We start from the raw sequence: 20449 nt of genomic DNA on the forward strand, positions 1-20449 counted from the left end.
CATTTAGCTAATTAAACAATTGACGGTAAAAACTAATATTAGCTTTGGATATAAACCCTTTTTTATTATAACATAAGAAAAATAATAATTTAAAATACGGTTTATATTATTTATCAAATTAAATAATACTTTAATAATTATAAATATACATTATAAAAATAGTAAAATATTACTATAGCATTTTAATAATAAAATATTGATTATACTTATTATACAAATAATATGGAACAAGAATTAATGAAAGAATTGAATAAATTTACTGGTACTAATAATTATTATACTCATCAGATAGGAGGATTAAAAATATATCTTACAGATGGATGTAAATATTTAGCCGAAAAGGGAGCTGCTTACTGGATATTTGATATAATACTATCTTATCAATTGTATCAAAAGCTAATAAGCGCATATTTTCAAGTCTGGAGTCTTAAAAAAATGCCAAATAATACTTGGACAATTACATGTGAAGATGGTAATGGTCTTATACTTGCCATGCAGGATATTGCATATTCGGATTTTCCACTTCACTCAATTAAGCTGTTTTTAGTAGATAAAGTATGTATGTTACAATCTGAATATTAAACATCCTCCTAGGAAAGCAATATTTATCATGGTCTACAAAAAGTCTCCCTTCATTTAGGAGACTTTTTGTAGATTATCTAAACGTTGTTAAAAATTTATTAATATAACAATTTTATTTTACTATCATTTATATTTAATATTAGAAAAGTTCAATTTTTATGTCATAAACATTCTTAATGTGATCAAACATCAGAAATACTACAGACAGATCAGTTTACATTTTATATTTACATAATTAAGTTGACATGAAACATCAGAAAGCAGAAAAAGTAAAATTTTACGTAGACTTACCAAATACTTTTAACAATAAGTATTTGGTTTATAAAGTTTATGATCTTGATCATTCGCTGGATTTACTTGGCAGATTTGCAAATAAGAATTACCAAATTAGAAAAGCGTATCATCAGTTTGAAAATGGTAAAAGTATAACCATATTGCCGGAAGCTATTGAGCAAGCACGGCAATGCTGTTTCTACCAATTAAGAAAAAATATTAAAAAAGCTTTTCAGGTATTAGAAGAAAAAGCTGCTTGCTCAAAACAGGAAATGGAGAAAATAGCTAAATTACACCAGCAAGTATTTGAAAATAATTTATTACTCGAAAAGCTAAGGGCAGAAAGAATAATATTAATTGAGAGATATTCAAAAACCCAGGATTGAATTCTCTGACTAGTTCAAAAATTGCGATGCTCATGACAACCAAACTTACGCTTCAAGCCTTGATTGATGAATCCAAATTATCTATCTCTGACCTTAGTACTCTTATTGAGATAAACAGGGCAACTTTTTATAGAAGGCTGGAACATCCGGAAAAATTTACTATAGAAGAAGTTATACGGATGGCAAAGGTTTTTCATGATGCTGCCGTTTTACATAAGCGAAATAAAACAATCACACCACAAATTGTTTTTGATGCTATTTCGAATCAAATTCAAGTAAATTGAAATGAAATGTAAAGTCTATAGCCTTGATGATAGCTATATGTGGACATGCAAACTATTTATCAGGCATTCCTTCTAAGAAATCTTTTTCTATTTGTTTCTGAATATAAAACTGTGTAGTCTCAAATTGCTGGTGCCGCAATTGCCTTTGCACATACATAGGCTGTGCTCCGTTAGCTAATAATACTTGACCAGCAGTATGTCTGAGAGAGTGAGGAGAAACACCCTTTTTTTTTAAATTGTTTTTTATCAGGTATTTTCGTGCAATATACTGAACCTGAGAAGTTTTTAGCTTTCCAAAAAGATATATTCCCTTTTGTGCTTTATCTATCGGCTTTACCGATTCTATATATTGAGAGAGTGATTTTTTTGTAAGCTCAAATAATTTTACTACCGCTTTTGTTGCTTTGCCTTTTCCCAGTACATAAAGTAATCCATTCTCTAAATTTACATCCATAATTTGAAGCCTTGTAATCTCTACTGTACGTAGCCCTGTGATAGAAAGCAAAGCAATAATTGCCCGATCCCTGGGATCTTGAATGTTGTCTAAAAGCTGCTTCCGCTGATTTTCAGAAAGGCTATCTTTGTAAAATTTCCTCTCTATTTTAAGGCCCCGTACATTTTCTACATCCCTAAGTGCTTCAATCTGATGCAGGTTGAGGTCAAGGCCTAAGCGGACACGGTTAGATAGCAACCATTTTGTAAACTGCTTAATAGCTGAAAGGTAAAGATTTATGGTAAATGCTGATTTATCGTCTTTCTTGAGTTCCATAATAAACTCATTTACTACATTACCATTAAATGAAAGTTCATTATCATCTATATAGTGAAAAAATGTATTGAGTGCTTTCAGATAACTTTCTTTTGACTGCTCGCCACGTAATGTCTTAGAATCATGCAAGAAAGCTAATATATACGGGCTATTTGCTGGCGGTTTCTTTTTGTCATTGGTATCAGCTTTAACCTTATTGATATGATGGCCTGCAGCAAATTTTATAAATCTTCTTACCGGAGAAACTAAACTTGGCCTTTGTCCAGATGTATATAGCGCCATACTTATAGGATCAATAAAATACTGCTGTTCTACACAAAATTCCAGATACCTGCGAACAATTCTCAGATAATTATTTGGCTTTTTAAGTGTGTGTTCAAAATAACCCAATACCTGACTGATCGTCAGTATTGCTTCTGTAGGTTTACTTATCCCAGTTTCCGGATTTGTAGTTTTATTTTGCTTGACAGGAAATGATTGCTTTGGATTCATAAGCTGATTACCAGAAAAATTTTAAAGGTTGCAAAGTATGGTCAATTAAAAGTAAAATTAAATTTCAACATTTACAAGTAAGACTAATTACTTAAACGTTGAAAAATTTGTTGAACTTGTTATCATTTTTTTCTATAGTTCATTATTTGAAAGTTAATCATGTTTACATACTATCACCTAATTCCTCCAACAACTTGTCTTACTCATTCCCGTAATAACTGGCAATATTGTCTTACCTTATATGCAAATTCAATTGATGCATTTCGTATATTAAATAAATTTTATAAGTTTACTTAGCTAAACCTAATCTCGAGGATGTCAAACCACGTACAAAGAATCGCCCAACAGGCGTATGACAACGTAGTCCTACCTAACGATCATAACCAATTACTATTTCAGCACACAGTTCTCTGCCAGGTTTATCTGCCTTACCGTGATCCGGGGATTGAGCAAAAGAACTGGGTTCGTCAGCAAGGAAAAGCTTATTTTGCTATACGGGCCACGGAAGTATTTAATCCGGCTACTGAAAAATTTGATACAATTTTAGGGTTACCTTATGGCCCTAAAGCCAGACTTATTCTCACGCATATTAATACGCTGGCACTTCAGCAACGCAATCCACAGATTGAAATATCAGATAGTTTAACAGCCTTTGTTAAATCCTTGGGCCTGGCTCATAATGGATACCAGATAGATGCTATTAAAAATCAACTAGGCCGGCTAGCCTCCTCCATGATTTCTATTGCTTTTGCCTCTGAAGAGCAACGTAGTTTTCAAGTGGATAGTAAAATCATTAAAGGTTTTGATTTATGGTTCCCCAAAAATCCTAATCAACGTGTGATGTGGGATAGCTGTATTACACTTTCCGATGATTATTTTAACTCGTTAATGAACCATGCCGTTCCCTTAGACAGACGTCACCTGGCGGCTTTGTCAAACAATGCGCTTGCGCTTGATATTTATACCTGGCTTGCCCAACGGCTCCACCGAGTAGAACATAACAAAAAAGAGTTTGTACATTGGCAAGGGCTTAAAGAACAGTTTGGAGAAGGGTATGATCGAATAGATAAGTTTAAAAGCGTTTTCCGCCATACGCTTCAATTAGTGCTTACCCAATATCATTCAGCAAAAATACAGGAGGAGAAAAATAAAGGATTTTATCTTCATAACAGCCCTCCCCCTGTTCCTCCTAAATTAATACAGATTCCAAAGGTTGGCGAGTATTAAATAGATACTATTGACTTAAAACACCAAACCCTATCATTAGCTGGTAGGGTTTATTTATTGAGTGACAGTTTTGGTGGAAAAATCAAAATGTGAGACAGTTTTGGTGGATGAGTAACCATTTTATATTGATCAACTCCATAATATGCTTTGTAAATATGATTAGAAAGCGAAAAAATAATAAACTAAATCGAGACAGTTTTGGTGGAAGTTGAGACAGTTTTGGTGGAGGTTGAGACAGTTTTGGTGGAAGCTCATAAATTTTAGAGACAGTTTTGGTGGACAAACGTATTCATTTACTTTACTAACACTTATTTTCTGATTGCAAACTGCCGTTTTTATCAATTGTCACAACTGCAATAACTATTTGCTGAGCTAAAGCCTTCTCTATAGCAGAGACAGTTTTGGTGGATTATTTTTCTAAATGTGCGACAGTTTTGGTGGAGAAATTTTAGCATGTCTTTATTGGATAAGTGATGTGGATAAAACACTTATCCACGACAGTTTTAGTGGATAAGTGAGATAGTTTTAGTGGAATAACCACGAAAAATCACGACAGTTTTGGTGGAATATTGAGATAGATTTGGTGGACAAACCTATATAATATATAAAAACCTATAACTACTACCGTTAGTAACAAAAAAATGTGGATAAGTGCATATTGGGGGATTGCATCCCCCAAACCCCCTGCGAGGAATGGTGCAAAAGAGCAAACGACTATTGACCAAAAAATTAATTTTTCCGTACTTCACATTGCAAGAGAGCAACAACTCTAAGGTTGGCACCTCCTAATAAGATGCACTTAAGTACCACTTGGTCAAACGGGTGGTACTATAATACTTATATACAGCTTACTGAGAGATGGTTCACTCACACTCGCCCACTTAGCCTATGGACGAGAACGAATGAGTATGCTCTTTTTGATAAGAAACCAAGATTTGCTTGCATAAACGAAAGCTAATAAAGATTACTCAATATTTGCCTAATAGAAGTGAAAACGAGTAATTTGGTGTCAACCATAAAGCCATTGTATGTTGAAAGAAACAAAGGATAAGATCACGAGCAGACCTATAAAATCCTACAAGATCCCATTACCGGACATCCAGATACCTCTTTTTGAGCTAGAGGTTCATAAGCGCAATAGTCCAACACAAATAGCAGAGAAAGTGGCACATGTGCCGGCCCAGAACATCTTAGCCGAGCAGATTGAGGAATTACATGATCTAATCATGGCTCAATATAATATGTCGTTGTATGAGCGGCGTATATTTATTAAAGTGTTGGAACTACTGCCAGAAACGATTATGCATCCGGATGGTATGGCGCTTTTTGAACCTTTGATCATAGACGCCAGAGAAATTATTGCGGATAGTAACCTGAAAGGGGAACCGGCCTTCGGTGAATTGCAGAAAGCAACCATGAGCATGATTCAGCATGTATGCCGGATTGCTGAAAAAGATGGCCTGCTACAAACTGGTTTAATTTCTTCGGCAAAATACCTGACCGGTAAAGGACAGATCCGGATACATATTGATCCTGCTTTGCATCCTTATCTACTAAGAGTCAAAAAGCATTTTTCAGGTGAGCAGCTACAATCTTTAATTAAATTCAAAAGCTATTATAGTCAGTGTTTTTATGAGTGGTTTTCTAAGTCTGCGAAAGCAGATAAAATCATCTACATATCTCTATATGCACTGAGAACCATGCTCCGCATTGACGAGAAGGAATATGAACGCTACTATGATCTGAAACGCTTTGTGATTGGCCAGGCGCAAAAAGAGCTGAAGGGTACCCTGTTTGAATTCACTTTCAAAGAGAAACGCACAGGAAGAAAAGTAATCGGCCTGCAGTTTTACTTAGCTAAATAAAGCTAACCCTATAACTTTCAAAATGCATATGGAAAAAGGAATGAAGAAATATAAAGTGATTGCTAAAGTAGATAGCAAAGACTTTGTCCGCTACAATGTAAATGACCTGCTAAAGTTTACATCATTTTTAGATACTCAATTTCCTAAATGGCGGTGGTTTAATGTGTACAGATATACCAAAGACGGTAATGGAGAGCAATTACAGAGCTTCACGAGTAAGAATAGGCCATCACATAAATTTTTGATATAACTAACATTCTCAATGTAATCAACTGCTTATCTTTCTCAGTTCGCCACTATTAAAACTAAAAGTATATGTCAATAATGTGTATTAGGGCGAAAGGACAATGTATATTGAAAGTATTACTTATAAATAAACTATGCAAAAAGGTATTCAAGGCTTAATCAAACAGATCAAAGAAGTTCATGAGCACTTTGCTTCACTAGCGGTCAAGCAAGTGAATACAGCTATGAATTTGCGAAACGTTCTGTTTGGATATTATATTGTTGAATATCAACAGCATGGCTTTGATAGAGCTCAGTACGGTGAAAAAGTGCTGGAAGTACTCGCTCATTCTGCCCGTAATTTGGGCCTTAAAAGTATTTCGGAGACGAATTTAAAACTCTTCCGGCAGTTCTACCAAACCTACCCTCAGATTAGTCAGACAGTGTCTGACCAATTCAAGCTGGAAAATATCCAAGCAAAACAGCAAACGCCCCTCCCTGAAGCTACTGCACTAGCTTGTGAAGAAAACGTTGGCTATCGCATATGATTTGGCAAAAAATATGTGAGATCATACATTATGCTGATTTATGCCAGGTTACGTGGCTTGAGCTTTTCGCCTGTCACAGGATGCTGATTGTCGATCAGTGCATAAAACGCATCCTGAGTGACTTCATAACTCAGCCCTAAACGCTCGGCCAGTTGGCCACCCCAAAAGCCTTTTCATTGTCACGCACACAGTAGTCCTGGCGTTGCAAAGCATCGGCAGCTCGCTTACAGAGCATGATATTGAGCATAAGCACTGAGGGGGCTAAAATCCTATCAAGATGCTATTTCGGGTTTCAAAAGGAGCAGAACAAAAATAATGCATACACTCTTCCCCTATCCGAAATGGATATTGACTCAAGCTATACGTGAGCAACTATTTAAAATGGCCGCAAGCAGCTGCCAGTACAGGGAACCTCCAAGGAAATCGACTTCTTCCCAGTCGTCAAACTCTTTACGCCAGATGCCGGTGCTATCTGGCTCCTGACAGAGATTGACCCTGGAGATGAAGATTATGACATCGCCTTTGGGTTATGCGACCTTGTTGGATTGGGTTTCCAGAATTGGGCTTTGTATGTATTTCTGAAATTGAAGAGATACGTGGCGGTCTTGGCTTACCGGTGGATCGGGATTTGTATTTCAAGGAAGCCGTTAAGTGCATATGCCGCTGATGCAAAGGAAGCAGGCATAATCAATGCCTGAAACCTTAATAGGGAAGCATGAATGTCATGCTCCCTATTTCTGCCTTTAGATTAAATCTGAATAGGAATAGCTGCTTCGATCTGAGTCTGCACTGGTGTATAGATGTCTATATCAATATTCGGTGTTTCTAATGATACTATTAAACTATAACGAACCTTTGATTCCGCTTTCCCTAGCTTTTTACGGGTTTTATACCATCCACTTTTGGGATAAATAGCAATAGTATTCCTTTTTGCCATGTCAGCACCAGACATAGTGATAAAGTCTTTCTTTACTGAACCCCTTGAACGTACCCGGCCTATTCTCCAGGATTCCCCTCTCCTATCTATTTCGTCAGCCTCTTCATCACTTAACGCCGCATCTGCTGAAATCCGCCTTTTGAAGTTGATAAGTGTTTCGCCAGGCTTGATGACTGCAAAATCTAACGCATGGGAATGGTATTGAAAATTATTGGCGTATTTCCGATTTCTGCTTCCTGGGTTTGGTTCGATAAAATAGGACAAGGTAAGCGTTAATTTGACATCCTGATCATACAGGATGCCTTCCAAAATATCCTCTGGCCAAGGTAAATCAAAGAGATGATACTCATTGTATTTTGGAGTCGCTCCATCCATCTTATAAGGCTGGATTTCCCTCTCGGCAATCAGCGTCAGATTATTTATAGCACTGTTTAAAGCCCTTTCCTGAATTGGGACTCCATATCCAACTGCCCTGATTAAATTAATTCGATCTTGTTCAGAGAGGCCTTCAATAGGCTTATTTTCAAGCATTGTACTTGTCCATTCCGCAGAATGAATAATCAATGCACGGACGGTTTCCGGCCAATAATTGGGATAATGCGTTTTGATTTCCGCAGCCATTTTTGATGCCAAGGCTGTTGCTCCACTAGTGTCGCCAAATGGTAAAAACAGATCTTTAGGATATTCACTATCTGCTGTCAGCAATTTCAGACAAGAGTGGTCACTCGTATACTTACCATCGGTGGAATGGTTTCCTCCTTCCATTACAATGTCTGGTTTGAGCGGCCATTGGTGGTCCCACATTATGGACGTAGAATTACAGGGCGCCATGGCGCCATTCTCTGCCAGATGCCGGTATCCTGTGGAAGCCTCAATTCTATCTTTTCGGGTATAAGCACCTACCGTTAAAGCATTATACGCTTGCCCAGGATCATGGATAGATTCATAATAATTTTTTGTCGGATAATCCTCATGTGCAGAGATAAAGACATTACCACCACTTACTATGAATAGCTGCGGTTCTACCGGATCAAGCGCAGAGCCGTGCGCTATTTTGTCAACAGCAGCAGACCAGGTAGAAGGCCTTCCCTTAAACGCTGACTGTTCATCGGTAACGGTCATACAAAATATTCTAGGATTATCTGGATATTGTGCTATAGGCTGGCTGGCTGCGTATTCAGTAATCGCTCCATAAAATTCAGGCTCATTCGGTGAGTTATGCTGAAATATTTTGAAGGATTCGAGCGTATGGAAAATCTGAATTTTACCCAGATCGGCTAACGCATCTACCAGATCACCATATAATGCTAATGCAGCTACACCTGTACCATGGCCGCCACGTGGGCAACTATCATATACTCCCCAAGCATCCGGTTTATACGAATACAGTCGGTTATCAGGAAGAAAAGGTTTAATAAGGGGATGTTGATTATTTACACCGCTATCCAACAAGCATACTATTACATTGTTCTTGCTAAATTTTGCTTCTGTTCTCTTTATTAAATCATCCAGCCATTCTTTCTGTGCAACGTACGTGGCATCCTTATGCACAATGAATTCTGCAGTTTCTTGAGGTTTCCGTAGTTCTGCGAGATTATCTAAAAGCAAAATGGACTGTGAAAGCTGTTTGGCACTTGCCTTAACAAGCCTGACACGTTGCTCTGCAAAAAGCAGCTCTGAGGAACCTATATCTGCTCTGACAGCCCGTAAATTTTCCAGTACCCTATTAATTTTGGCAGCGTCATCAGGAGTTTTCCTAAACCATACTTCCCACCAGACAACCTCATTTTCTGCAGGAAAAGGAATTTCTGGCGCGTCTGTCCAAAAAGATTTCAAGGTAGCCATCCGAATTTCACTAATATTATTAATCAGTGGTGCATTGGCTGGCTTACCTGATCTTGTATCTTTCTGAGGGTCTAAGTATTTCTCCGCTTTCTTAATGAAATTGCTGACCGCTCCCTCAGTCATCATTACTGTGACATGGTATTGTAATTTAGATGGATCATCTTCTTTCTGTTCTTCCCGGATATTCAACACCTGGAAAGATGGATCGCTCTTATCCTGCTCTAGGCTATCAATTTTTAATTTGAATCCCCATTCGGACACGAATTCTACATAAACGGCATCGTCCTTTACAATATTTTCCGGTAAAGGGGCGTCATCTGGAATATGAAACTGATCCCGAATATGCTCTAATTGCTTGAGAATACGATTGCCGTGAATATTCCGATTCCGCTGCTTCTCGATGAAGCTATTGCCACCACTACCTGGATATCTATATTCTTGATTTTGTGAATAACCGACTAAGCGAATATGTTTCTTAGGATTTCTGCCTGCCATTTACAATTTCCGTTTTTCTAAGGCCTTCTCCAGCTGGGACAAATCCAATGTTTCATTTCCGCTAAGAATCATTTCTTTAATGGTTTCTTCACAGGCTTTAGTTATTTCGGAATTGCTTAAGCCTTTTGCAAGCTCAGCCACTTTCTGAAAGTTTACATTCTTAAAAAATGTAAAGCCACGCGTACTTTTTTTAATGACTTCGATGATTTGGGAAGTATCCGGGAGTGGATATTGAATTACATCATCAAACCGTCTGAATAATGCTTTGTCTAGGGATTCGGGCAAATTGGTTGCAGCAATAATGATGCTATTGCTTTGGTCTTTCTCAATATTAATCAAAAAGCTATTTAATACTCTTTTAATCTCTCCGACATCCTGGCCTTGGTTTCTATGTGAACCGATGGAGTCAAATTCATCGAATAGATAGACAGCCCGGTGATCCTGCATGGCATCAAAAATAAGCCTCAGCTTTGCAATGGATTCACCCATGAATTTGGACATTAAGCCATCCAGGCGAATGATATAAACCGCTATGCCCAATTCTCCTGCAATCGCCTGTGCGGTCATTGTTTTACCTGTCCCAGGAGGGCCAATAAGCAATAATTTTTTACGTGGAGATAAGTTGTGCTTTCTTAGAATTTCCCATTTGCGCTGTTCGACAATGAGTTTATCGAGTGCTTCCTTTACCGTAGGCGCTAGTACCATATCAGCCATTTTGATTTTCGGCTGAAAAACCTCGATTAACTCATGAAGTTCTCGCTTTGGTACAGACAGCGGGACTGTCTTGTTCGGATTAACCAGGTAGAGAGAACGTTCTTTTCTAGCTTTTTCAATGAGTTGTTTTAACTCCTGAGCCAAGGTGGTGTGACCTTGCCTTGCCTCTGATGCAGCAATCTGCATAGCCGTAGAAAAAAAGCGGCTTTCATCTCCGTCACCAAAGGATTGGATTAGATTTTTTATTTGATCAGCTGCCGCCATAGCGCAAATTTACTACTTTTTACCGGTTAAATTAAGTAAATTATCAATATTCCTAACTAAACTTGGATATTGTCATAAGTAGTTTACCTTCATTACTCGCAACTGAGACTATCTGTGCATTGTCAAATATGAATGTTTATATGTTGCTAAGCCTGGCTTTTAATGCGCAATTCTCCTGATAGACTCGTTCCAATTGCATGGCTGTAAAACGGTAGGCAATATTAAATTTTTCACTTTCACTTGTTATGTAGCCAGCATACTCAAGCAATTTTACTTTCTCCCAGATTTCATGTATTCTAAAATTAAAATCTGATTTTTCCTCTGCTATCTTCACATAGGAATCGGAAAGGCACTCATTTACTGCGTATTGAGGCGTTATTTTTTGAGAAGGTGATTGCATTGTATACATTATATATTCATGTTCAGATAGTGCTGTCCCCCAAAAAGTTAATAATAATATATAGTAAAGATAGTTTATGCGTCATATATGGATTATATGGTTATTACGGATTATATGATATTTAATGATTAGTAAAATAATGTGGCATTATTGATATACTTGCTTTTTATTTTACAAAACATCTGCCTCCCTCCTTTCTTTTCAAACATTTCGATGACAAGTACTTTATCATCTGGTATAGTGAATTTTTCTAAGACAAATACTTTTTGTATAGCAGATTTACCGTTGATAGTTTGCTGAGCAGTATTGTAAACATACAAAGGTTGGATTTCCTGCTCCTGATAAGAGGTGCGTTTTACTATTTTCCTATCCCGGATATAGAGCCTGATAAAGTCTATATCATAATTAATATTCGAACTATTAGTAATATCAACAGGTAAATAAAATATGTTTTCCTTCACATGTAAACTATGGAGTGTAAGCATTGTACCTCCATTATGGCTGCTTATCTGTTTCCCAGATTTCCTGTTTTGGAGAATTGTTCTGGCATCCATTTCAAGTTGTGCTTCACTAAATCTAACGTTTTCAAAATTTGCTATTGAAAAGTTGGCATCAGAAGTGTTAAGTGGCGAATGCTTTTCAAGATGAGTAGCTTCTGCTGATATGGATTTTTTTGAAAATAACTCATCATTGAATATGTAAGAAAGTTGCTGTGGATTTTCAACATAGGAAACCAGGAAGGAGAAATACTTCCCTTCACTAGTCAGCACTGTTAGATTGGTCTGGGGAAAATTAGCAGATCCAGCCTTTACTTTCAAAATATTTTCTACCTTCCCTACTTTTTCTGCCAGGATATTGCCACTGCCCAGATCTACATAGATAATATTAAAAGGAAAAATCAGGTGAGTGGTTTTATGGAAACTTATGGTGATGGAGTAGCTACCTATAAAATTTGTCTCATTCAGTGGAATTTGTTTTTGGCCAAGGGCGGATATATTTATGAGAAAAGTAAGCAGTGAAAAAAATGTAAATATTCTTAAGGTAGTCATGCGCTCAGAAAATTTAAATTGATTGAAGAATAGATTAATTATTCGCTTTGGGAGGGCTTGAGAAACACCTGATAATTTGCTTTGAGTGTTACCCGGATAAGTGCAGCTTTTTTAGCCAGAATACTTTTCCCTGCATCTATAGCTGTCTGAGTAAGCTGTGCTCCAACTGTGGGACTGAAGCCCAAAAGGTTTACATTACCCACCCCCTGCCCTACCCCCTGTTTTATAGCTGTCCGGGAGATAGACCCAGGCATATAGATTCCCTCTAAACCATCAGCATCATACACAGTTAATTGAATAGTAAAAACCATTTCCATGTACTTAAGTGAGGTTATCTTTATCTGCAGGCGTTCGTCAGAAATAGCGCAAACGCCATAGATAAAATGATTTTTGGGAATAACTATATCACCAATCATGATGCTATTTAATAAGCGCATCTTTACTGTAGAACCTGAAAGTATGCTTTGTTCTTCATGAATGGCAGCCATGATTACATTGGCTTCATTTACTGCTTTGGAGGTTTTACCTGCTGTAAAAAATTCACTCGTATTTGCAGGGTTGATACTTAAAGAATTATTTGTTTCACTTATTTCAGTATGGGTGTCCTTTTGTTGCAAGCTGGATACTACGGGTTGAATGGGGTCTTCTATTTTAACTTTTAATGCTTTTCTTTTCACTGTTTCTGTTGATTTTTGAGCGGTGTTTGTCTGAGTAAATTCTGGTGAGTGTGCAGTAACCTGATTTGCAGCGAAAGGATTATGGCCGGCTCCCATATTTCCGTTTTTGTAATAGTCTTTCATAATCTCATAAAGCTCCTGTTGTTGCTTTTGTGCTTTCTCATAGTCATCTACCATTTTTTGTTGCAGGTACTCTTCGCTGCTTATTGCACTTGCTTTGCTGCTGTAACTTCTCCTATAGCTTTGCCTGGAACCTGCTGAGCTTAGCACATTTGCAGATGCTATCGTATTTACTTTTTCTATTTCCTTTTGCGCTTCTTTATAGGCCGCTTGTTCAGGAGCATGGAGTTGTTGTTCATGGGTACGGTGTATATCATAATTAAATCCCATATTCTCACTTTTGTCTTCGAGTAAATCTGAAATTTTGTCGCTTTGAAGGAAAGAGAAAATGTTGCGCTTTTTTCTTGTCAGGCTATCTTCGGATACATTCTCATAAGCTTTAAGTTTACTTGAATAAATCTGCGAAACCCTGGAATCTTCGGCCGCCGTGGGTACATTAGCATTGAGTCCAGAAGACAATTGGAGAGAATGATCCGCTGCAACTAATCCCTTGCCACCACCGGATAGGAAGAACAGGATGGATAAAAAAGGCACGAAAAGAAGGGGCAGAAACAAAGCCATTTTGCGCTGCCGCAAAAAAGAAGGAGAGAGTGGATGATGCATGAATTTAAAGTTTACAGATAAATTAGAAAGTAGGCTCTAGAGAAGCAGCTATTATCTGGAAATGGTTTTTATGTCGTCATTCTTAAGAACACGCCATCTTTCTATCAGAAAACCGTGCGGGTTGTTATCAGATCGCAGTACATCCCTTAAATAACACTCAGCAATTAAATTCCGGAAGGTAACAGAAGATGTCCGGATGATTTCTATCCTGCCCATACATCTGGCATAATAAGGGTATACAGACACATCCAGCCATACACTGTCAATCTGGATGTTCTGAGAGATATTGCCGGCGATAATCTCATTATAAAAGCCTTTTTCTTTCAGATTATCATATTGTTTTTTTACGCTTTCATCTGATAAAAACAAAGCTTTTTCCATAGTAGCCCCAATGGCTTTTTCATCAGGCGATAGAGTGAAGAAGTACTCATGAAAACGCCTGATATGTTCTCTGGCTTCTACAGGCCGGTTTTCTGCCACATTTCGTGCTTTTGCCTGTAAGATGCTCCCTTGGTCAAACACATAAATCGTTTCGAGGTGTTTGTTTATGGCTTGCCTGGAGGCATAGATACTGTACATGGAAAGACAGCTAGCAAAAGAAAGAAATCCAAAAAGTAAAAATCTTGATTGACGGAAAGCGGTATCAATATTCTTAAGTGAGTGTAAAGGCATAAGGTTTAGGTGATTGATGTAACTGATATTATGTTTGTAATTTTGATTTAACTTTTCCTACAATACCTCCGGAAATGTTACCGGCACCGGCACTGGCCACTTTCCCGCCTGAAGTCATGCTTCTTTCCAGTTTTCCTAATGCCCTTCCTGCTCCGGTAGAATGAATAATCCAGGACGATACTGTGGGCACAGTCAAGTAACTGCAAATACCAAATAGCAGAAAGATCAGGTAGCCTAAGTCTGCTCCATCATAGTCCCCATTGGATAATAGCCGCTCTATGTCTTTTTCTACCATCAACGTTTGGAACTTTGCAATGATGGCTCCCAGAATGTTGGATATTGGAAGCCACATATAAACCTGTACATAGCGGGCAATCCATCCATTAAAAGTGCCTTCAAAACCGGGAAACACAGAAAAGCCCAGTACCAAAGGGCCAATAATGATAAGAATAATGAGATAAAAGGTGCGAATGGCATTAATAACAATCCCTACTGCATAGAAGAAGATTTCAAGTAAATTGGCCATCACCCTGCGGATAGAAGATTCCAGAGTTTCTGGTAGGGAGGAGAAGAACTCCTGCGCATTGTTTACAGCACCGCTTACCTTATTCCAGATTGCTTCCAGCTGGCTTTCTTTCTCTGCGTCAGACTGATGAGGTGGCGTTATCTGCTTTTGCTTAATGAGTTCCTGTTTGCGTTTGATAAGTGCAAATACTGTCTGATTTTGATAGCTGACTATATTGTTTGTAGCATTGACTACCGGGCGCAGTACAGCGTTCATCAAGTCCACAAAACCCATAAAAAAGATCAGCAGGAAAAAAATGGAAAAAGGCCGTAATAAGGGATACACATCTAAGGGTTCACGGCCAGCCATTACCGGCCATAGTTTATAAAAAACAAAGATTACACCTGCAATCCCTGCCAGCCCCTGCCCTACCGATATAAGCCCAGAGGCAAGTGGAATCATATCCTCATATAATCCAGCAATTAGGCTTTGTAAATTGTTATAGGTGGAACTTACCTGTAGAAGTGTCATAAAACTGTAGCTAACTGAAAAAGATAAGTTTGATAAAGGTGGTAATTAGTACAGCCAGCAATACACTGCCAAACCAGCCAGCAGCCGTCTGATAGAGCTGATAACTGCCAGACGTAAACTGGCTATATACACGCACAGCGCCGATAAGAGCAACCAACGCAGAAATAGCATACAGTACATCTACTATAGAGCCATAAAAACCACCTATTTTTTGAGAAGCGGCAACAGGAGTTTCACCCGGCATATTGTTTATCATTGGCGTGTAATGAGCAGCCAGCCGGTTTAATTCTTCTACCTGCCTCATTTGTCCTGTTTCCAAGGTCAGGTTACGGGTGTTGTAATAGCTCAGCAGTTCCCCGGTTTTCAGCGTCCTTGCTTCAAGCCTGTCTATATAATCTATTCTTTCTGCATCAGACATCTGGAAAAATGAAGGACTTAAAATGTTAGTCAGCTCTTTTGCATTTTCCACGCTCTGGTCGATAAAATATTTATACATTTTAACCATGCCTGAGATTTGAGAAGGATTCAGGTACTTACTGCTTTTTAGATAGTTGAGGTTATTGATGGCAGATTCTACCATCCACTTCTCACTATCAATTATGCTTTTTACTTTATTATAAGTTTTTACTCCATTAGAGACAGCCTTCAGATATTGATAGAATTTGCTGTGCTGAATGGTATTGGCCACTGTCTGAATGTCAATAATAATCTGATGGCCGGTTTGAATAACTGTATTGATATCTTGTATTACATCAGCAACAATAAACTGAGCATTCACCTGATGATACCCTGAAGTTAAAATTGTAAGAATGCCATACAGCAGCAAAAATCGCCTTGCAAAAGAGCTACGAAACTTTTCCATGAATCAGTGGGTGAGCGGGATGGAGATTTAAAAATAGTAAAGCGGATTAATTAGAACACATCCAGATATTTACGGTTTAATCCATGCATGTCTCTAACCAAGGTTGTTTCTGCTTTTTTGAAATCATCATACACTTTCACTATTGGATTAGCGCCATAAATTAAAGCTGCATTCATTATCTCTTTTTCATTTCCACTACCAGTAAATAATTTTTCACTTTCAGAACTGAAAGTAGCAGGGCAAAAAACATTGTTTTTCTGGATAGTTTGCGGAGTGATTACCCGGGTTTGAATATTTATATCACCAATAAAGGTAGAAATATCCTGCGCTAACTTCTTCTGGTATAAAGCCTTTTTGTCTGGTTTCGAGTTATGCTCAATTCGTTTTAATAAATCCACATAATTATTTATGTAAAAGGTATGAAAGCGGTTAGCATTCGTAAATATTCTTCTAATATCAGGACACATTATCATCTCAATTTCTAGTTCACTTTTATACCAGCAGGAAATAAATTCACTGTAGAACAATATGGATGAATACAATGTATCTACGCCTATAACACCTGCATTCTGTAAGCTATCTAACCTTTGCAATAAGTACTTAGGGCTAACAAGCAGGCTATCCATTCTTGGTGAAACTGGACTGCTCAATGTAGTTGATTCTTTTTCTGCATGGGCAGAATAGATTTTATCAGCATTAGCATGTCGCGGCTCTTTACCAGAACATGCTGCCGTTACTGCTGACACTAGTAACCAGAAAATTATTTTAAAATATATTTTTTGCATACTTGAGGAAGTTGGGTGATAGATAATTGAATTTTTGGATAAAGCGTCAAAAAACACCTTCACGGATTTCCTGAGCTGCTTCTTTAATAGCAGTTTCTATACTGCCATATTTTGCTTTTTTCTGAAATAGCTTAATTTTTTCCTTTTGCTCTGTGGAATAAGTAATGTACTCTTCTGCGGATACTTCCACAGCATATACTTTGGAAGCCTGGCCACCTAGGCTTATAAATACTTCTTTGTATTTTCTGCCTTCTTTCAAATCCTGATTGATAGAAAGTACTTGTGCTTTTTCCTTTTCAGTAAGCCCGAGTAATGCCTGTATTCCGTCAAACCGGTTCATGAACTTACGCTGATCTAGAAGGATTTTGGTGTCGGAATTATTGATGATGGCATCTTTCACTACCGCATTTCCAATAATATCATCTACTTCCTGAGTAACTACAATGGCTTCACCGAAAAATTTTCGGACAGTTTTAAACAGGTACTTGATGAATTCAGCTGTGCCTTCTTTTGCTATAGCTTTCCAGGCTTCTTCAATTAGGATCATCTTCCGAATGCCGTTGAGCTTCCGCATTTTACTGATAAAAGTCTCCATGATAATCAGTGTCACTACAGGAAACAGAACAGGATGGTCTTTAATATTATCCAGTTCAAAAACGATAAAGGATTGGTGCAGTAGGTTCAGGTTATCAGTTGCATTGAGCAGATAATCAAATTCTCCTCCTTTATAATATCTTTTTAGGATATAGAGAAAATTGTGTACGTCAAAATGCCTTTCTTTGAAATGTTCATCCCTTTCCAGCAATACTCTGAAGGGACCATCAAAGAATTCGTAAAAGCTGTTGAAACAAGGAAAAGTATCAGAAGCTGCCCAGATGTTTTCATAATATAAACTGACTGCATCGGAGATAGTGGAATACTCGGCTTGTGTTACCTTCTCCCCTTCCCTTTTCCATAATGCCAGTAGAAGCGTTTTGATGCTTTCTTTTTTCTCTACATCAATACTGCCGTCTACAAAAAAGGGGTTGAAACTGATGGGCTTTTTTTCATCATACATAAAGTACACGCCACCTACTAAATCGCATAGTCCCCGGTAACTATGGCCAACGTCTACCAACAGAATATGGGTGCCCTGTTCATGATATTGCCTTACCATGTGATTAGTGAAAAAGGATTTTCCGCTTCCAGAAGGCCCCAGAATAAACTTATTACGGTTGGTAATAATACCCTCCTTTATAGGAAGGTCAGATAAGTCTACATGGACAGGTTTGCCCGAGATGCGGTCAATGAGTTTGATGCCAAAAGGTGAAGGAGAATCGCGGTAGTTAGTCTCCAGGTTTAAAAAGCAACAGGCTTGTTCCGAGAAAGTATGGAAGGTCTCCTCGCTCGGGAAATCACCTGCATTGCCAGGTATGCCGCTCCAAAATATGGTGCCAGTATCAATAGTTGCCTCTCTTGGCCGGCAATCCATCTGCGTGATGGCTGAACTAGTAAGGTTGCGCAACTTTTTAAGCTCCTCCCCTTCTTCACTCCATACTAACACATTATAGTGTGCCCGTACAGATAACCTGCCTTCTACAAGAGCTTCATTCAAATATTCTTCCGTAAGTTCCATATTTACGATGTTTTCCCTGGAATACCTGGAAAGTGAGCGGAGATTCTGCTTTTTACCTTCCAGCATTTTTAAGGTCCGGGTATGATCATCAATAAAAATGTACTGGTTGTACATATGATTACAGGGCAGATTCAGCCCAATATGAGAAGCAAAACCCAGGCTGAATCTGGTACGGTCAGTGGATAGCTTTTCGTATTTGATTTCAGTTTCCACCTGAGAAGAAAGGTCGTCAGTTCGGGCAAGCGTAAACAGGCTGCAAAACTTATTTCCGATTTTCAGGCCTTTGGAAAAATCTATATCCTGCAAGGCTAAGCCATCTGAAGATAGTGTAAGGTACTTCTCTATCAATCCGGATTCTATACCTTGTCCTGCTATTTCATTTATAGTGAGTTGCCTGAATTTAAAGAAAGAAGAATCTGAAAGAATCTTAACAAACTGCCCTACCCTGTCAAAAAAGTCGGAGCTTGTTTTGGCATCGAGCATATCTTTAGGAACAATATGGCGGCGGGTTAAAGCAGAATGCAGGCTATTATGCCTGCTGCGGTCCGAAGAGGTTTTTGTCAGAAAAATGTAACACTTATGATTGAGAAAAGGACGTTCATTAAAATTGCGTTCAAATGCCCTTGAAAGCATGCTCATTGATTGCCCGAAAGAAGGTGTGTAAATATCTTCAAAGAACCAGTCTTGTTTATGCAAAACGCAGTATTGAGGCAACAACCTAATAGCTTTTACAAAAGCTGTATGGATACTGTCATAGTTTTCCTTAGATAGGGTGAGTACTTCAGGCAATTCTACTTCAAAGCCCAGCGTAATATCTGCCTGTTTGGAAACAATGCAATGATAGGCATTATCGACTAGCTCTACTTTGTAGATGGGCTGTTTGTTCTCGATGTTAGCAGATGGTAGTAAAGACATATAAGCTGTTCAGTATAGATGGTTTTGATTTCCGGATTTAAGGTTTTTGAATAGAAGAGGATTTCTACATACCATATAGCGAGGTTGGGCTTTTTTGGCACTTAGCAGTCGAAGGCCATGTGCTCCATGTTTTTTTCCCGTAGAAAAGATATAATAGGCCAAAAATCCGGATGATACGATGAGATACAACAGGGAAATGAATGGAGGAGTACCTAACAGGTAGATAATGGCAAATAGTATAAAATTACCAAATGCTCCTCCAAACAAATAGCCGATATATTGAGCCTGTAAACCCATAAATTCAACAGGTTTGCCTACCCCTTTATTAACCTCAAACTTGGGCATGTTACTATATTCAATTACTTTACTGAATGAAGACTACGCGGATGAAAGTGGTTACACCTGCCAGAAACACGGCTCCTCCTAGCCAGGCACCTGCTACTTTTCCTGTATCCGGATCTCCGGCTGTCCATTTCTGATAAGCTTTTACTCCACCTATCAAACCAATTAATGCAGCGGCCCCATAAGCTACATTTACCCCAGCTTCATAATATTGATTAAGCGACTGGCGGGCATCATTTAATGCGGCAACGCCTTTGCTGGCCTGTGCAAAAAGCGGAGAAGTAATTAGGATTGCTGCAAGTGAAGTCATCAAGCAGATACCATAGTTTGATAGGTTGGAAGCTATGTTTTTAGCACGCAGGTTGAAAAAAAAATTGCTTTTCATAAAATTAATCGGTTAATAATGAGTGGGTAAGAATTGAAAAAAAATTTAAACTACCTAAAGTTGAATCAAAGAATTATCTTTG

At 38.2% G+C, this 20449-nt stretch carries 21 protein-coding genes and 1 pseudogene; 8 read left to right on the forward strand and 14 right to left on the reverse strand.

Annotated elements, in window-relative coordinates; all coding sequences use genetic code 11:
* Positions 1-222: 222 nt before the first annotated feature.
* The 3 genes from Q0590_RS30905 to Q0590_RS30915 all read left to right on the forward strand — a co-directional run bounded on the left by Q0590_RS30905 (position 223) and on the right by Q0590_RS30915 (position 1525).
* Positions 223-582 (forward strand): DUF6876 family protein, encoded by a 360-nt coding sequence (locus Q0590_RS30905; protein ID WP_302041521.1) that lies wholly within the window; start codon positions 223-225, stop codon positions 580-582.
* 245 nt (positions 583-827) lie between these two features.
* Positions 828-1241 (forward strand): hypothetical protein, encoded by a 414-nt coding sequence (locus Q0590_RS30910; RefSeq protein WP_302041522.1) that lies wholly within the window; start codon positions 828-830, stop codon positions 1239-1241.
* A 32-nt stretch (positions 1242-1273) separates the two neighbouring features.
* A complete protein-coding gene (locus Q0590_RS30915; RefSeq protein ID WP_302041523.1) occupies positions 1274-1525 on the forward strand; it encodes a hypothetical protein in 252 nt (83 codons plus the stop codon).
* Between the two features lie 52 nt (positions 1526-1577).
* On the opposite strand, the gene Q0590_RS30920 is transcribed toward Q0590_RS30915, so the two are convergent.
* On the reverse strand, positions 1578-2786 hold the full coding sequence (locus Q0590_RS30920; RefSeq protein ID WP_302041524.1) for a tyrosine-type recombinase/integrase: 1209 nt from the start codon (positions 2784-2786) through the stop codon (positions 1578-1580).
* Between the two features lie 315 nt (positions 2787-3101).
* Between Q0590_RS30920 and Q0590_RS30925 the strand changes: the two genes are divergently transcribed.
* From Q0590_RS30925 to Q0590_RS30940, 4 genes are all read left to right on the forward strand, one after another.
* The gene (locus Q0590_RS30925) at positions 3102-4013 is read left to right on the forward strand and encodes a replication protein RepA (protein WP_302041525.1); all 912 of its coding nucleotides are present in this window, start codon (positions 3102-3104) and stop codon (positions 4011-4013) included.
* 1028 nt (positions 4014-5041) lie between these two features.
* Complete coding sequence (locus tag Q0590_RS30930) at positions 5042-5878, forward strand: replication initiation protein (protein ID WP_302041526.1); 837 nt, start codon at positions 5042-5044, stop codon at positions 5876-5878.
* A gap of 28 nt (positions 5879-5906) precedes the next feature.
* The gene (locus tag Q0590_RS30935; RefSeq protein ID WP_302041527.1) at positions 5907-6128 is read left to right on the forward strand and encodes a hypothetical protein; all 222 of its coding nucleotides are present in this window, start codon (positions 5907-5909) and stop codon (positions 6126-6128) included.
* A gap of 130 nt (positions 6129-6258) precedes the next feature.
* On the forward strand, positions 6259-6651 hold the full coding sequence (locus tag Q0590_RS30940) for a DUF1016 N-terminal domain-containing protein (RefSeq protein ID WP_302041528.1): 393 nt from the start codon (positions 6259-6261) through the stop codon (positions 6649-6651).
* 38 nt (positions 6652-6689) lie between these two features.
* On the opposite strand, the pseudogene Q0590_RS37675 reads toward Q0590_RS30940, so the two are convergent.
* Positions 6690-6809, reverse strand: a pseudogene (locus tag Q0590_RS37675) (hypothetical protein); the annotation flags it as partial.
* A 371-nt stretch (positions 6810-7180) separates the two neighbouring features.
* On the opposite strand from Q0590_RS37675, the gene Q0590_RS37795 reads away from it, so the two are divergent.
* Positions 7181-7318 (forward strand): DUF2958 domain-containing protein, encoded by a 138-nt coding sequence (locus Q0590_RS37795; RefSeq protein ID WP_436714352.1) that lies wholly within the window; start codon positions 7181-7183, stop codon positions 7316-7318.
* An 81-nt stretch (positions 7319-7399) separates the two neighbouring features.
* Here the strand turns inward: Q0590_RS37795 and Q0590_RS30945 are convergent, their stop codons facing one another.
* The 12 genes from Q0590_RS30945 to Q0590_RS31000 all read right to left on the reverse strand — a co-directional run bounded on the left by Q0590_RS30945 (position 7400) and on the right by Q0590_RS31000 (position 20367).
* Entirely contained in the window at positions 7400-9928 is a 2529-nt protein-coding gene (locus tag Q0590_RS30945; protein WP_302041529.1) for a S8 family peptidase, read from the reverse strand.
* Complete coding sequence (locus tag Q0590_RS30950; protein ID WP_302041530.1) at positions 9929-10906, reverse strand: AAA family ATPase; 978 nt, start codon at positions 10904-10906, stop codon at positions 9929-9931.
* A gap of 136 nt (positions 10907-11042) precedes the next feature.
* The gene (locus Q0590_RS30955; protein WP_302041531.1) at positions 11043-11306 is read right to left on the reverse strand and encodes a hypothetical protein; all 264 of its coding nucleotides are present in this window, start codon (positions 11304-11306) and stop codon (positions 11043-11045) included.
* Positions 11307-11434: 128 nt separating this feature from the next.
* Positions 11435-12355 (reverse strand): conjugative transposon protein TraN, encoded by a 921-nt coding sequence (gene traN / locus Q0590_RS30960; RefSeq protein WP_302041532.1) that lies wholly within the window; start codon positions 12353-12355, stop codon positions 11435-11437.
* 38 nt (positions 12356-12393) lie between these two features.
* Positions 12394-13755, reverse strand: a complete 1362-nt coding sequence (traM, locus tag Q0590_RS30965; RefSeq protein ID WP_302041533.1) for a conjugative transposon protein TraM — start codon at positions 13753-13755, stop codon at positions 12394-12396.
* Between the two features lie 51 nt (positions 13756-13806).
* Complete coding sequence (gene traK, locus Q0590_RS30970; RefSeq protein WP_302041534.1) at positions 13807-14427, reverse strand: conjugative transposon protein TraK; 621 nt, start codon at positions 14425-14427, stop codon at positions 13807-13809.
* 28 nt (positions 14428-14455) lie between these two features.
* Entirely contained in the window at positions 14456-15463 is a 1008-nt protein-coding gene (locus tag Q0590_RS30975; protein ID WP_302041535.1) for a TraJ family protein, read from the reverse strand.
* Positions 15464-15473: 10 nt separating this feature from the next.
* Positions 15474-16325 (reverse strand): DUF4134 family protein, encoded by an 852-nt coding sequence (locus Q0590_RS30980; protein WP_302041536.1) that lies wholly within the window; start codon positions 16323-16325, stop codon positions 15474-15476.
* A 50-nt stretch (positions 16326-16375) separates the two neighbouring features.
* The gene (locus tag Q0590_RS30985) at positions 16376-17110 is read right to left on the reverse strand and encodes a hypothetical protein (RefSeq protein WP_302041537.1); all 735 of its coding nucleotides are present in this window, start codon (positions 17108-17110) and stop codon (positions 16376-16378) included.
* A 46-nt stretch (positions 17111-17156) separates the two neighbouring features.
* Positions 17157-19640, reverse strand: coding sequence for a TraG family conjugative transposon ATPase (locus tag Q0590_RS30990; protein ID WP_302041538.1), 2484 nt, complete (start codon positions 19638-19640; stop codon positions 17157-17159).
* Between the two features lie 9 nt (positions 19641-19649).
* The gene (locus tag Q0590_RS30995) at positions 19650-19985 is read right to left on the reverse strand and encodes a DUF4133 domain-containing protein (RefSeq protein WP_302041539.1); all 336 of its coding nucleotides are present in this window, start codon (positions 19983-19985) and stop codon (positions 19650-19652) included.
* A 19-nt stretch (positions 19986-20004) separates the two neighbouring features.
* Positions 20005-20367, reverse strand: coding sequence for a DUF4134 domain-containing protein (locus Q0590_RS31000; protein ID WP_302041540.1), 363 nt, complete (start codon positions 20365-20367; stop codon positions 20005-20007).
* Positions 20368-20449: the final 82 nt, after the last annotated feature.

Source organism: Rhodocytophaga aerolata (genome assembly GCF_030503435.1).
Lineage (GTDB): Bacteria > Bacteroidota > Bacteroidia > Cytophagales > 172606-1 > Rhodocytophaga > Rhodocytophaga aerolata.